Here is a 13,013-nt window from a genome sequence, read left to right on the forward strand (position 1 = left end):
CGGAAGGCATCGGTATCATCCCAGTTCTTCGCTACCGGCGGGCCGAATATCTGGGCCAGCACCGGGTGACGCAGCGGCGTCGAATACTGGATGTCCAACTCCTCGTACTCCGACCAGAAGGTCCGGTCCCAGGCCAGCTCGACCGTCAGGTTCTCCCAGGTATAGGCACCGGCTATCGTCAATACCGCCGGCGCCGGCAGCGTCACGTTGCCGGTCGACTCGAAGACATACGGGGCCGGATAGTTGGTGTTCAGCGTCGCGTCGCCGGTCAGGTCGAGATCGACGTGCGAACGATAGGTCACCGACAGGTTCAACGCCTCCATCGGCTGCACCGCCACCGCCAGGTTGTAGCCGTAGTCGGCTTCCCAGTCTCCTTCCAGATCACGATCGAATCCGATCCCTTCCGCCGTTCTGCCGCCGTTGCGGGCTATCGCTTTGGCCATCAGCAACCGCACGCCGCCGCTGATCGACAGGTAGTCGGTTACCGCGTAGGATACCGTCGGGTTGATGTCGAAGACTTGCAGTGAAAACTTGCGTGCATAGGTGGCCGGGAACGGGTCCTCCCAGCGCTTGGCCAGGCCAAACGGCGCCGTTACCGAAAAGCCGAAGCGGAAGTTGTAGAAATCGGGCGAGATCATGAATACCGTCGGCAACAGGAAGTTCTCGGTATCCGAGGTGCCGTTCATCAGCGGCGACCGAGCGTCGGTATAGTCGATCTCGGTCAGGTGGATATAGGTGAAGTCGATCTCGGTCAGCCAGCCGTCCTCGGCGAAAGACATGTTTGCCGGATTGAAATAGCTCGCGTCGGCGCCCTTTGCCGAGGCGATGTGGGCACCGGCCTTGGCCACCGAATCCGCCGACTGTTCCGGGATCCGATACCCCGACGCATAGGCCGAACTCACCGCAAACACCGAGGCCAAAGCCACCAGAGACATTGTCTTTTTCATGCCATCCTCTCCTTTTCAACTCGTTGACTGTCGACCTGACCGTATCTTGTTACCGGCAGGCTCCCCTTATCCCATCCTTTCTCCTCTATGATCCGTCGGCTGCCATGCCGATTTTTCCCAGATCTGCAAGCAGTTCCCCCTCCATAACCATGGCCCTACCACTTGCATCCCGAACAACGAAGGTCACCAGGGCATCGGCAACTACTTCCCGGCTCTGCTTCAATACGATTTCCTGGCGCAGCACCGCACTCTTGTTGCCGACTTTCTCCAAAACGGTGGACACCAGCAGATGCTCTCCCACACCAACTGCTTTGCGGTAATTGACATTGATATTTACCACCAGGAAAACCCGGCCACTCCGTGCCCACTGTTCGAGATCGATTTTCGATTCGAGCTGAGCCCACCGATCTTCTTCAAAAAATTCGAGATAGCGGGCATTGTTGACATGGCCGTAAAAATCGGCATGATAACCGCGTACCTTGATTTCAGTCAGATAATCCATGTATTGGCACCATCTCTTGAAAAATGCCGATCAGACCGTCCGGGGCGCACCCGAACGGCCGCGTTAGCATCGTCATCATCCCGCTCAGTCCGATTTCCCGAACGCTTTCAGAAAATTTTTCAATGAATCAGGATTATTAGACTTAATCTTGCCGGAAAGAAAGTCTCCCAGCCCCGGCCGATAGTCTTCCTGCCAGATTTTCAGGAAAAACTCCGCGCTGGTTTTACAGACGCAATCGGCGTTTTCGACGGTGCGCCCGTCTTCGACACGACAGTGATCGGCAGCCACGAAGACCGTCTTCTTACTGTTTTCCAGAGAAAAATAGTAGCTGGTCGGAGTCGTCACCACTCCGGCGACAAATGACCCCGGCAACGTGGCAAATATCTGTACGATCATAACGGCTCCATCAGCTGGCAGTAAGCTTTTCGATCAACACCGGAACCAACTTGGTCAGGTCGGCTACGGCCAGCACATCGGCAACATCGCCGATCGGGGCGTCCCGATCGGTATTGATGGCCACGATAAAATCGGATTTCTTCATGCCGGCCAGATGCTGAATGGCACCGGAGATACCGCAGGCGATATAGAGTTTGGGGGCAACCGACTGTCCGGTGGTACCCACCTGCCGGGCATGCTCCGCCCATTCCGCATCGACGACCGGACGACTGGCCCCGTACTCGCCGCCGAAGGCCTTGGCCAGATCGGCAATCAGAGAGATGTTTTCCGGTTTGCCGATACCGCGGCCGGCACTGACGATCACTTCGGCCTTGCTCAGATCGATGCCGCCGGCCTCGGCGGCTTCATACCCGAGAAACTCCACCCGGTCCGTCGTCTCGACGGCAACCCGCTCGAGACTCGGAGCGGCGGTCTCCGGCTCGCTGCCTCCAAAAGCACCGGCCTGCAAGGTAACGACCGCACCGCCGGTCTTGATCTCCACGGTGCGCCGCAGCTTGGCATTACAGACCGGCACCACCAGCGTGCCATCGACGTAATCGACCACCTCCGAGACCTGGGCCAGGCCCAGGGCGCAAGCCACTCGCGGCGCCAGATCCCAGCCATAGCTGGAGTGGCTGAAGACCACCAGATCGGGCTTGACCTTGTCAATGGCAGCCAGCAGCAATTGTTTATGGACGGCTGGTCGATATTCGCCGTAGGTTTCGGCGTCAGCCAAATACAGGGTACCACCGTAAGCCGGCAGGGCAGCCTCGGAACCAACGACGAACATCGCGTGATCGGCTCCGGTCCGGGCGGCAAAACCAAGTAGGTCACTGATCGAACCGAGCACCTTGCCATCTCGATATTCCGCAACGAGCAATACTTTCATCGTCTTCCTCCTACGCCAACACGGCGGTCTTTTCCTTGAGAATGGTGATCAGGCGATCGGCGACTTCGGCGGGCTCTCCCTCGAGAATCAGGCCACCGCCTTTCTTTTCCGGAAAGTACAGCTTCGCCGTCTGCTGACGCGCTTCGACTTTTAGTACGTCGGCGACGCCAACCGTGATCAGCTCCTTCTTCTTGGCCTTCATGATATTGGGCAGGGTCGGATAGCGGGGATTGTTCAATCCGAGCTGGCAGGTAACCACGGCCGGCAGGCCGGTGGCGACGCGGGCCTTGACACCGCCCTCGAGTTCGCGCCTCAGTTCGAGCCGACCGTCGGCCAGCGAGAATGCGACCACCGTGGAAACACCGGGCAGATCGAGCAACTCGGCAACGAGAATGCCGACCTGGCCGCTGCCGCGATCCTGGGACTGCATGCCGGTCAGGATCAGATCGAAGTTCTTGTCCCTGGCATACTCGGCGATCATGCCGGCGATCTGGAACGGCTCCCGGCTGCTGACTTCGTCGTCGGCGATATGAACACCCCGGTCGCACCCCATGGCCAGCGCCTTTTTGATGGTCTCCTTGACCTTGTCGGGACCGATCGACAACACGGTGATATCGGCGTCACCAACCTGCTCCTTGACCAGCACCGCCTGCTCGACGGCAAACTCGTCATATTCGTTCATCCGCCAGGCCAGGTCGGCGGTGTCGTACCAGCGACTGTCGGCGGCCACTTTAAATTTTGATTCCATATCCGGAACCTGTTTGATACACACGAGAATCTTCATGGCTCCCTCCTTTCAAGATCTGCCTTCCGGCAAACAATCCGCCAGCACTTCGGCGATATCCTTTGGTTTTAACGATCCATCGGCGTCGGCTCCCTTGACGCCGTCTTCAAACATGGTCAGACAGAACGGACAGTTGGACAACAATTGCGGGGCACCGGTGGCGACGGCCATCCGCACCCGCTTGACACTGATCCTCTCACCGATATTTTCCTCGGCCAGGATCCGGCCGCCACCGGCGCTGCAGCAAAATGCTTCGGAGCGATTCTTCTCCATCTCCACAATCCGCCCGCCGGCTGCTCGAATCAGCGCCCGGGGCGCCTCATAGATGTCGTTGTGTCGGCCAAGATAGCAGGAATCGTGATAGGTGCAGGAGAAATCGGCGCCATTGATCTTCAAGCGGCCGGAAGAGATGAGTCTCTCAAGAAACACCGTGTACGATTCGACCTCGATCGCCAGGCCGAGATCGCGATAATCCTTGGTCAGGGTGTTGTAGCAGTGCGGACAACTGGTCACCACCTTCGCTGCCCCGCTGGCATCGATCTTTTCGATATTTTCCACGGCCAGGGTCTGATAGAGGTATTCGTTGCCCATCTTGCGCATCGGCTCGCCACAGCACTTCTCCTCCTTGCCGAGGATGCCGACCCGGATGCCCGCCGCCCGGCAGAGCTTGACGAAACTGCGGGCCACCGCGATATTACGTTTGTCGAACGATGCGTAACAACCGACAAAATAAAGAATATCGACTTCTCCACCGCTGCCGATAATCTCGACATCAAGTCCTTCCGCCCAGTCACCGCGCGCAGCGTAGCCGCTGCCGAGCGGATTGCCGTTGACTTCGGTCTGTTCCATCGCGGTCATCACCTCATCGCCGGGGAACTCCCCTTCCATCAACACGAGCGAACGGCGCATCTCGATGATCTTGGGAACATGCTCGATAGCCGCCGGACAGATTTCCTGGCAGGCCCGACAGGTGGTACAGGCCCAGAGAACATCTCTGCCGATAGTATCGATCAGGTCGCTGTCCGGCTTACCGAAAGCAACTTCACCGATCTGGTTGACCAGCTTCATCGGCGACAGCGGCTTGGCGGTGCTCCAGGCCGGGCAACGGTCCTGGCAGCGCTTGCACAGGGTGCAGGCGTCAGCGTCGAAGATGTCTTTCCAGCTCAGGTCGGCAACAACCGTCGCACCGAATTTCTCGCTCTCCTCATCCTCCAGGTCGAGTGTGACCAGTTTGCCCTTCGGGCCACGGTCGGCGAACAGGTAGTTGGCGCTGGTGGTGAAGATATGGCGAAATTTGGTATACGGAATACTGACGATAAAACCGACGGCAAGCAGCAGATGCAGCCACCAGAGCAGCTTGTGCAGGCTGCGCAGATCTTCTTCGCCGATGCCTGCCAGGGACTTGGCAAAGAGCAGGCCGACCGGCGACCAGGCAGCCAGCGGCGTGCCAAGCTCGGTTACCGCCATCCGTGCGCCCTCGATGACGAAACCGGTGACCAGGATGATGAAGAGCAGCCCATGCATCAGGGCATCGTCAGGCCCGGTGGTCAGCCCTTCCGGCCGCATGACATAGCGGCGAACGAACAGTCCGCCGAGCATGATGATCGCAACCAAGCCGGCCAGATCGAGAACCAGTGAAAACCAAGCGTAAAAACTTCCCTTCAGGAAGACCAAACCAAAGAGTGGGTCGGTGAAATCAGCCTGGATGAAGACCAGGGTGGTACCGATGACCAGGAGCAGAAAACCCCAGAAAAAGAGCGCGTGAAACAGCCCCGGCCAGGCGACGCGGAGGACTTTTTTCTGCGACAGTACAGCGCCCAGCATCTCACCGACCCGTTCGCCGATCCGGTCCAGCCGGTCCAGCGACCGTCCCTGCCGATAAACGACGCGGCGCTGCAAAAAGGCCCGCACCATGATCGCCACGGCGGCCAGGGCCAGCAGATACATCGGCACCAGAGTCAGGGCGCCGTGTCCGACATTCCAATAAATCTCCCGGGTGAATTCCATGCTTTTCTCCGTTGTCAATGGACCTTGACTCCGTTGTCGAATCGACCGGAAACCGCTTGTCCCTTTATAAATGTTGTTTACGTTAAGGTCAAGACAAAATAAACATTCCCCAGGCTTCTCGTCTCTTGCCCTCCATTGGCGGGCCTTGGCAAACACTTTTTTGTTTGACAGTCGAGCTGCCACCGTGCTATGGTGGTGTTGAAAGTTACGTAAAGGTAAAGTGGATCGATCCGTCCAGCCCGCTCCTCCTGCCACCAGGCACAGAGTGCGTGACGGGACAGGCGGCACGGTCCGCCACTTCCGCCTCACCTGCCGCACCAGAGGCTGTTTTGCCTGCTTGCTGCCATCGGCACAAGAGACGGCGCGAAAACACGTTATCGACCTGCCGAAAGCAAGGAATGACTATGACCAGGAAAGCAACAAAACCTGTACAAATCGGCGAGTTGGCCAGGCAACTCGGTATCACCACCCGAACCATCCGCTACTACGAGGAAATCGGTCTGATGGGCAAGAACGACCGACTCGGCGGCAGCACCAGGATGTACAACAAAGATGATATCCTGCGCCTGAAGTTCATCCTGAAAATGAAGGCCATGGGCGTATCGCTCAAGGAAATCCAGGAGCTTTCCGATATCTTCGACATCAACGATCAGGACTTCACCACCATCACCCCGAAACTGATTGCCATCCTCGACCACCATATTGCCAAGGTGGACGATAAAATAGCCAAACTCTCCTCGTTGCGCAACGATATCGTCAACTATCGCGTACGCATCATGGACTTGCTCGAAAACGGGAAGCCAGCCTGACAGCAGACGGGGATCAACTCCCGATCACACGGTACTGCTAACGATCAACATTCTGTCGCACCTCTCTGCAGTTGAAAAGCACGGCGAGAGACTCCTAAAGACGAAGCGTTTCGTTTCGCTCGCCGCAACTCTGCCGGACCGTCAAGCATCCGCTGCACCGAATAATGCCGGCCGTGGTTTTTTTGACCGAACTGGTTGATTTTCGCACATTTCTCTTGTTTTTCCGATGCATCTGCGTTATAGGTTTTGCGTGTTCCTAACGAAAATCAGATCAGATTTGGTGTCTTTCGTCACCTGTCATGCAGTTTTCTGCAGTCTCGTTACCGACAAGGATTCTGGCTGATCGATAAAGCTGGGAACCACTACACGTTGATTCTTCGTCGGCGGCGCTTCCCTGCATTACGCAGACCCTGTCACATCGGTTGCCGGCCTGTATGGCCAGACCGCGCTACAGGATCGCCTCTGGCGACGGAGAATCGTTACAAACCGTCGGTCCGGCCAACAACGGACCGATGCCGCAGATCGCACGGCGGTAAGCGGCGCATGACCAACGGGCTTATAATCGCCCACACCAACAGGAGTATCAGTAATGTCAGAAGGAACAGTGAAATGGTTTAATGATGCAAAGGGTTTTGGCTTTATCGAGCAAGATGGAGGTCAGGATGTCTTTGTGCATCATTCCGCTATTCAGTCAGAAGGATTCCGAACCCTCGCCGAGGGAGAGCGGGTCAGATTCGAAATTGTCGACGGTGCGAAAGGACCGGCTGCAAAAAACGTCCAGAAAGCCTGACGGACAGCACACCCATACGATCCCGGGGCGGCGGGCCTGCGCTCCTGCCCCGATCGGCGCAGAAACAGTTCGGAATGACTGACCATACATTCCGCAGAACGGGGCAGACGAAAATCTGCCCCGTTTTTTTATTCATCTCTCTTCCCGTCTTTTTCCCACCAACCGGCGGCACCGATCGATTCCCGGCCGAACACCCCGGTGTCCAGGATCCATGCCGTCACCAATTCGGCCGGCGTCACGTCGAAGGCCGGATTTTCCGCCGGACTCTGCTCCGGAGCCCAGCGGCAGCTGCCGAATGAACCGCTGACCCCGCGGACTTCCGCAGCATCGCGTTGCTCGATCGGAATAGCTCGACCATTTGGACAGGATGGATCGATAGTGCTGCACGGCGCCACGACATAGAAGGGAACCCGATGATAATGGGCCAGAACAGCCAGCGAATAGGTGCCGATCTTGTTGGCAAAATCACCGTTGACACCAATCCGGTCACTACCGACGAAAATGCGCTGCACCTCGCCGCGCCGCATCAGCTGAGCCGCGGCATTATCACAGATGATGCGGTGATCGATGCCATGCTGCAGACATTCCCAGGCGGTCAGGCGACCGCCCTGGAGCAACGGCCGGGTCTCGTCCACCCAGACAAAGGGTCGCTTCCCCTGTCGGTGAGCTGTCAGGATAACCCCAAAAGCGGTGCCGATGCCGGCTGTTGCCAGACCGCCGGTATTACAGTGGGTCAGGATCATCTCCCGCTCCCCGACCAGTTGTGCTCCGTAATGGGCCATCCGGTCGCACTGCTGTACATCTTCCCGGCAGATCTGCAGCGCCTCTTCAATCAATGAGGCGGGATACTCCGGCCCGCCCATCAACGGCACCAACCGGTCGATGGTATTCATCAGGTTGACGGCGGTCGGCCGAGCCCGACGCAGACGTGCAGCGTCCACAATCAATTCTTCGGGATGACTGCCTCGCCGGGCCAGCAGGGCGAGCAGCAATCCGGCCGCGACCCCGATGGCCGGCGCCCCGCGAATGGCCAGCCGACGCATCAGCTCGATCAGCGTATCGACATCGCCGCAGCGCAGCCACACCTCACGCTGGGGCAGCAGACTTTGATCGAGGATCGAAAGGGAGGTGCCATTGCAGACCAGTCCGGCACTGTGGAAATCGATCATGGCCCATCCTCCGGGCCGCCCTGAGCCAACGACAGTGCCAGCATCTCGATCATGACACCCACTGCCCCTGCCGGATTCTCACCGAAACTGATCACCCCGTCGAGATGTCCTCCCATGACCAGCAGCCGTTGCCCGGATCGGCGACAATCGGCAAAGATCCGCTGGACCTCGCGCGCCATCTCCGGTGTCCCGTACGACGCCGCCGGATCGGTGCATGGCAGGTGCAGCCGATCCGCCTGCAGCCAGATCTCCGGACAATGGGCATGCACGACACACTGCACGGCATCATCGAGACCGTAGATCTGTCCGTGGGTCAGCGCCTCTGAGGACGGTGCGGTCAGGCCCCGGGCCGTGACCGTGTTGCCGGCCGGGTCCCAGTCGGTCACCCAGGCATAATGCTTTGCCGACAGGGCCGGCAGCCCGCCGGTCTGGGTGCCGGAGACGAGAAACCCGGCAAAATTATCGCCACTGATCCGCACGCTGATATTGCCATAGCCGGTGCCATCATAGCGCTCCGGAGACCGGCCGATCAGCCCCAGACGCCAGAGGATCTGCCGCCACGCCTCGACCTCTCTGATCATCGCGTCATCGATGCATTCCTGCTCAACAAACTGCAGGGTAAATTTACTGACGCCTTCTGCTGTAGTGCTCATCATCAATCTGTCGTTGATAACAGTTCAACCATCCGAAAACAGATCCGGACGACGGTGATTCAGGGCCGGGAATCTGGTGCGGATATCCCGCAGGGCCTGCAGGTCGAGGTCGGCGGTAATCACCGCCGGACCCGTCCGGGGCCTGGGCGACGACCAGTCCCCATGGATTGACGATCATGCTCCGGCCATAGAGCAGGTGCTGCGGCGGCGCCGCCCCCCACTGGCCGGCAGCGGCCACCCAGCAGAGATTCTCGATGGCCCTGGCCCGCAGCAACACCTCCCAATGATCCCGGCCGGTCTGCAGCGTGAAGGCCGCCGGCACCAGCAGGACAGTGGCGCCCCGAGCCGTCAACCGACGAAACAGTTCGGGAAAACGCAGATCGTAACAGGTGGTCATGCCGAAAATAAAATCGTCGATGGCAAAGGTGACCACCTCGCTACCGGCGGTAATCACGGCGGATTCCCGATACGTCAAGCCGCCCGGGATTTCCACGTCGAACAAATGAATCTTGCGATATACCGATATGATGTCACCGTCCGGGTCGACGACGACACCGGTGTTATGGATCCGGCGCTCGCACCGTTCGAGGAAACTGCCGATGTGGACATACACATCGAGCCGCCGGCACAATTCCCTGATCCGCGGCAACCAGAAAGCCGAAGCCAGCGGTTCGGCATACTTCTGGCGTAGATGATCGGGCCCGATAAACGGGAAATGCTCGGGCAGCATGATCAGTCGCGCACCGCGTTCGGCAAGCTCGTGAATCGCCCGTTCGGCGGCATTCAGGTTTGTCCCCTGGTCGTCTCCAGAGGTGAGTTGCGCACAACCGATAGTCAGCTTCATTGGAGTACCTCCTCTGCCGGCCCTCCCCGAATCTGCACGCTGGGGCTCCTGGTCGGGCCGGGCCGTCCAGACTCTTTGTTTACTTCACTATCGACAAGAATGAAAGGGCAGGATCCGGGAAACCGCACAGCCCGGACTGAGGCGCAAACGGAGACGGCCGGGAATCGGTGTTTTGAGCTCCCGGCCGTATACCAACCGCGTGTTGTGCCGCGTGACTGGCGCCTAGACCTTGAAGGCGCCGACGATGCTGTTGAGTTCCTTGGCCATTTGCTGCAGGTTGGCGGAACTCGTTTCGAGTTGTTTGCTGCTCCGGTTGATCGATTCCGCCGACGCGTTGACTTCCGAGATGTCCTTTGAGATATCGGTGGCCACGGTGGAACTCTGGCTGACGTTCTCGTTGACCTCCTGGATGCCCTGGCTGGCCTGGTTGATATTGTTGGCGATTTCCTGGGTTGCCGCGGTCTGTTCCTCGACCGCGGTGGCAATAGTCGCCACGATGTCGTTGACGCCGCTGATCACCGTGGAAATCTGGTCGATTTCGACACCGGTTGACTGGGTGGTCCGCTGGACCTCATCGATCAGGTTCTTGATATCAAGGGTTGCCTCGGCAGTCTGCTTAGCCAGTTCCTTGATCTCGTTGGCGACGACGGCAAACCCTTTGCCCGCCTCACCGGCCCGGGCTGCCTCGATGGTGGCGTTGAGCGCCAGCAGGTTAGTCTGCTCGGAAATCTCGGTAATCGTCTCGGTCACCCGGCCGATCTTCTCCGCCGCCTGGCCCAATTCGCTCATCTTGCCGGCTGCATTTTCCGCCTGGTGCACCGCGTCTGTGGAGACACTTCGCGCCTTCTCGGCGTTTTCGGCGATCTCGTTGATGGTCGAGGTCATTTCCTCGGCCGCCGCTGCGACCATATTGGTGTTGGTCGCCGACTGCTCCATGGCGGCCGCGACATTGTTCAGGTTGGCACTCATCTCCTCGGCGGCGGTGGCGACATTGCGCGCCCGTTGCGAGGTATCGTCGGCGCCGCTGGACAATTCACCGGCGATCGAGGACAATTCGACCGAAGAGGAGCCGACCACCGAGGAGTTCTCGGTGATGCGCTTGATGATTCCCTGCAGTTTTTCGATAAAGGTGTTGAACCAGCGGGCCATCTCGCCGACTTCATCCTTTGACTTGACCTGCAACCGCATGGTCAAATCACCCTCGCCCTCGGCGATATCCTTGAGGCCGGCTACCGCATCGTTGATCGGCTTGACGATGGCCAGCGCCGCAAAGAATACCAGCAGCACGGTCACGATCAGCGCGATCACGCCGACCAGCAAGATCAGGTTGCGGATCGAGTGCGCTGCCGCCAGGAACTCGTCGGTATCCTGGGTGGCGGCAATAAACCAGTCGACCTCGCTCAGCGGCGCATACCCGGCGACCTTGGGGGTCCCCTGGAAAACATAGGTTTCGACATCTCGTTTACCGGCCAGCATCGACTGCATGAACCCTTCCATGTCCTCAAGGGTCGCCGGATTGAGAGTGAGGATATGCTCCGGCTTCGGATGAGCAAGGATGAGACCGGTTTGATCCGTCATGAAACCGTACCCCGTCTCACCGATCTTTCTTCCAGCCACCAGTTCAACGAGAAAATCGACTTTCATGACCAGGCCGAAGGCTCCGAGAAACTCCGACGATCCCGATTTGATCGGGGCACAGACGGCGCTGACCAGCTTGTTGGTCGCCTGGGAGCGGACAACCTCGCCAACGACCGGCGTGCCGGAGCTTTTTACCTTCTGGAAGTAGGCGCTCTGCCCAATGTTCGCCCCCGTGTACTCCTTGCCGCTGTCCAGCACGCCGGTATAGACGACGCCGGCCGCATCGGTGACGAAGATTCCCTGGTATTTATCGCCGAGCCTCCCGAACTGCCTGGTCAAATCACCAAACAGCTGTCCGATCTCGGCGGCCGACCCGTCGATACCGGCCTGTTTGACTTTCTCGGCCACCTCAACGACTGCCCGATTGGCGGCGAAGACCCCAGCGATTTTCTTTTCCTCCACCAGGATATTGTCGACCAGCCGTGCCAGATCGGCGGCCACATCCTCCGCCCCTTCCATACCGAGCTGGTTCAACGCGTTGGTCGACTTGATCACCGAGATGAAACCGACGATGATCAACGGCAGCAGGACCAGGACGATTCCTCCCGCGAGCAGCTTGAATCTGATTGACGTTACTTTCATCCTCAACCCCCCGATAAACGTTCATGTATCGCCCCTAAGAGCAGCTTTAAAAACCGAGTACAATGAGTATAGGTCAGCAGCAGGTCAAAATGCAAATCGCCGACTGCAAAAAATTGGCAGGCGCGCGTCACCCGTCGAAACTACAGCGGAACAACGCAGCGCCGACGCTCGGACATCTTCCCCGTGACGGATGACCGGCGGAATGGTATAAGGGCACATTTGTCGACTGCGGCAAATCGTCAACCATGCGCTTTCAGGATGCATCGTCATGCTCGGAACCATCGTCAACGCCCTGGCCATCATCGCCGGTAGCCTGCTTGGCTTGCTCTTCAGTAAAGGGATCGCCGACCGCTACAAGGAAATCATCCTGAGCGGCGTCGGGTTGTCGGTGGTCTTGATCGGCATCAGGAGCGCGCTGAGTTCCGACGACCTGATGGTGGTGATCTTCTCGGTGATTATCGGTGCGGTGATCGGTGAATTTCTAGAAATAGAGAAGCGCCTGGAATCGTTCGGCACCTTTCTTGAGAAAAAAGTGACCGCCAAGTCGAGCGATTCAAGCTCGTTTGCCCGGGGGTTTGTGACCGCCAGCCTGGTGTTCTGCGTCGGCTCGATGGCCATTGTCGGCTCACTGGAGAGCGGTCTGACCGGCAATCACCAGACCCTGTTCGCCAAGTCGATCCTTGATGGCGTTACCTCGATCATCTTCGCATCGGCAATGGGGCTCGGCGTCATATTCTCCAGCCTGGCCGTCTTCTTCTACCAGGGGGTGATCACCCTGACCGCCGTCTTTATGAAGAGTTTCCTGGTGCCCGCGACTATCGCTCAGATGACCTCGGTGGGGGGCTTGCTGATCCTGGCCATCGGCCTGAACATGCTAAAAATCACGTCTATCCGGGTCGGCAATCTGCTGCCCGGCATCTTCCTGCCGCTGCTCTACTTCATGGTTCTGCAGATCAGTCATTAG

General features: G+C 58.5%; 13 protein-coding genes. 3 read left to right on the forward strand and 10 right to left on the reverse strand.

What is annotated here, in order from left to right; translation table 11 throughout:
* The 6 genes from BUC26_RS18760 to BUC26_RS18785 form a co-directional block, all read right to left on the reverse strand.
* Positions 1 to 947, reverse strand: a 947-nt coding sequence (locus BUC26_RS18760) for an OmpP1/FadL family transporter (protein WP_073378554.1), incomplete at its 3' end; no start/stop codon positions are given.
* 85 nt (positions 948 to 1,032) lie between these two features.
* On the reverse strand, positions 1,033 to 1,449 hold the full coding sequence (locus BUC26_RS18765; protein WP_073378555.1) for an acyl-CoA thioesterase: 417 nt from the start codon (positions 1,447 to 1,449) through the stop codon (positions 1,033 to 1,035).
* A gap of 84 nt (positions 1,450 to 1,533) precedes the next feature.
* Positions 1,534 to 1,845 carry a hypothetical protein gene (locus BUC26_RS18770; protein ID WP_073378557.1) on the reverse strand — a complete coding sequence of 104 codons (312 nt, stop codon included), beginning with the start codon at positions 1,843 to 1,845 and terminating at the stop codon, positions 1,534 to 1,536.
* A gap of 10 nt (positions 1,846 to 1,855) precedes the next feature.
* Entirely contained in the window at positions 1,856 to 2,773 is a 918-nt protein-coding gene (locus BUC26_RS18775; RefSeq protein ID WP_073378558.1) for an electron transfer flavoprotein subunit alpha/FixB family protein, read from the reverse strand.
* A 10-nt stretch (positions 2,774 to 2,783) separates the two neighbouring features.
* A complete protein-coding gene (locus BUC26_RS18780; RefSeq protein ID WP_073378560.1) occupies positions 2,784 to 3,557 on the reverse strand; it encodes an electron transfer flavoprotein subunit beta/FixA family protein in 774 nt (257 codons plus the stop codon).
* Between the two features lie 12 nt (positions 3,558 to 3,569).
* Complete coding sequence (locus BUC26_RS18785) at positions 3,570 to 5,564, reverse strand: heterodisulfide reductase-related iron-sulfur binding cluster (protein WP_073378562.1); 1,995 nt, start codon at positions 5,562 to 5,564, stop codon at positions 3,570 to 3,572.
* Positions 5,565 to 5,968: 404 nt separating this feature from the next.
* On the opposite strand from BUC26_RS18785, the gene BUC26_RS18790 reads away from it, so the two are divergent.
* Complete coding sequence (locus BUC26_RS18790; RefSeq protein ID WP_084540769.1) at positions 5,969 to 6,373, forward strand: helix-turn-helix domain-containing protein; 405 nt, start codon at positions 5,969 to 5,971, stop codon at positions 6,371 to 6,373.
* Positions 6,374 to 6,962: 589 nt separating this feature from the next.
* Positions 6,963 to 7,163 carry a cold-shock protein gene (locus tag BUC26_RS18795; RefSeq protein ID WP_073378566.1) on the forward strand — a complete coding sequence of 67 codons (201 nt, stop codon included), beginning with the start codon at positions 6,963 to 6,965 and terminating at the stop codon, positions 7,161 to 7,163.
* 128 nt (positions 7,164 to 7,291) lie between these two features.
* Here the strand turns inward: BUC26_RS18795 and mtnA are convergent, their stop codons facing one another.
* From mtnA to BUC26_RS18815, 4 genes are all read right to left on the reverse strand, one after another.
* Entirely contained in the window at positions 7,292 to 8,332 is a 1,041-nt protein-coding gene (gene mtnA / locus BUC26_RS18800; protein ID WP_073378568.1) for an S-methyl-5-thioribose-1-phosphate isomerase, read from the reverse strand.
* Positions 8,329 to 8,988 carry a class II aldolase/adducin family protein gene (locus BUC26_RS18805; protein ID WP_073378570.1) on the reverse strand — a complete coding sequence of 220 codons (660 nt, stop codon included), beginning with the start codon at positions 8,986 to 8,988 and terminating at the stop codon, positions 8,329 to 8,331. Before BUC26_RS18805 ends, mtnA begins: the two co-directional genes overlap by 4 nt.
* On the reverse strand, positions 8,957 to 9,829 hold the full coding sequence (locus BUC26_RS18810; protein ID WP_208609836.1) for a carbon-nitrogen hydrolase family protein: 873 nt from the start codon (positions 9,827 to 9,829) through the stop codon (positions 8,957 to 8,959). The genes BUC26_RS18805 and BUC26_RS18810 overlap by 32 nt, the downstream gene beginning before the upstream one ends.
* A 222-nt stretch (positions 9,830 to 10,051) precedes the next feature.
* The gene (locus BUC26_RS18815; protein WP_073378571.1) at positions 10,052 to 12,049 is read right to left on the reverse strand and encodes a methyl-accepting chemotaxis protein; all 1,998 of its coding nucleotides are present in this window, start codon (positions 12,047 to 12,049) and stop codon (positions 10,052 to 10,054) included.
* A 268-nt stretch (positions 12,050 to 12,317) separates the two neighbouring features.
* Between BUC26_RS18815 and BUC26_RS18820 the strand changes: the two genes are divergently transcribed.
* A complete protein-coding gene (locus tag BUC26_RS18820; protein WP_073378573.1) occupies positions 12,318 to 13,013 on the forward strand; it encodes a DUF554 domain-containing protein in 696 nt (231 codons plus the stop codon).

Source organism: Desulfofustis glycolicus DSM 9705, from assembly GCF_900130015.1.
In the GTDB taxonomy this organism is placed as follows: Bacteria; Desulfobacterota; Desulfobulbia; order Desulfobulbales; family Desulfocapsaceae; genus Desulfofustis; species Desulfofustis glycolicus.

What these genes read in the sequence shown, in the direction of transcription:
- BUC26_RS18815 (WP_073378571.1), bottom strand. Translation starts at nt 12,049, where the DNA reads ATGAAAGTAACGTCAATCAGATTCAAGCTGCTCGCGGGAGGAATCGTC.
- BUC26_RS18810 (WP_208609836.1), bottom strand. Translation starts at nt 9,829, where the DNA reads ATGAAGCTGACTATCGGTTGTGCGCAACTCACCTCTGGAGACGACCAG.
- mtnA (WP_073378568.1), bottom strand. Translation starts at nt 8,332, where the DNA reads ATGATCGATTTCCACAGTGCCGGACTGGTCTGCAATGGCACCTCCCTT.
- BUC26_RS18795 (WP_073378566.1), top strand. Translation starts at nt 6,963, where the DNA reads ATGTCAGAAGGAACAGTGAAATGGTTTAATGATGCAAAGGGTTTTGGC.
- BUC26_RS18770 (WP_073378557.1), bottom strand. Translation starts at nt 1,845, where the DNA reads ATGATCGTACAGATATTTGCCACGTTGCCGGGGTCATTTGTCGCCGGA.
- BUC26_RS18775 (WP_073378558.1), bottom strand. Translation starts at nt 2,773, where the DNA reads ATGAAAGTATTGCTCGTTGCGGAATATCGAGATGGCAAGGTGCTCGGT.
- BUC26_RS18805 (WP_073378570.1), bottom strand. Translation starts at nt 8,988, where the DNA reads ATGATGAGCACTACAGCAGAAGGCGTCAGTAAATTTACCCTGCAGTTT.
- BUC26_RS18785 (WP_073378562.1), bottom strand. Translation starts at nt 5,564, where the DNA reads ATGGAATTCACCCGGGAGATTTATTGGAATGTCGGACACGGCGCCCTG.
- BUC26_RS18820 (WP_073378573.1), top strand. Translation starts at nt 12,318, where the DNA reads ATGCTCGGAACCATCGTCAACGCCCTGGCCATCATCGCCGGTAGCCTG.
- BUC26_RS18790 (WP_084540769.1), top strand. Translation starts at nt 5,969, where the DNA reads ATGACCAGGAAAGCAACAAAACCTGTACAAATCGGCGAGTTGGCCAGG.
- BUC26_RS18765 (WP_073378555.1), bottom strand. Translation starts at nt 1,449, where the DNA reads ATGGATTATCTGACTGAAATCAAGGTACGCGGTTATCATGCCGATTTT.
- BUC26_RS18780 (WP_073378560.1), bottom strand. Translation starts at nt 3,557, where the DNA reads ATGAAGATTCTCGTGTGTATCAAACAGGTTCCGGATATGGAATCAAAA.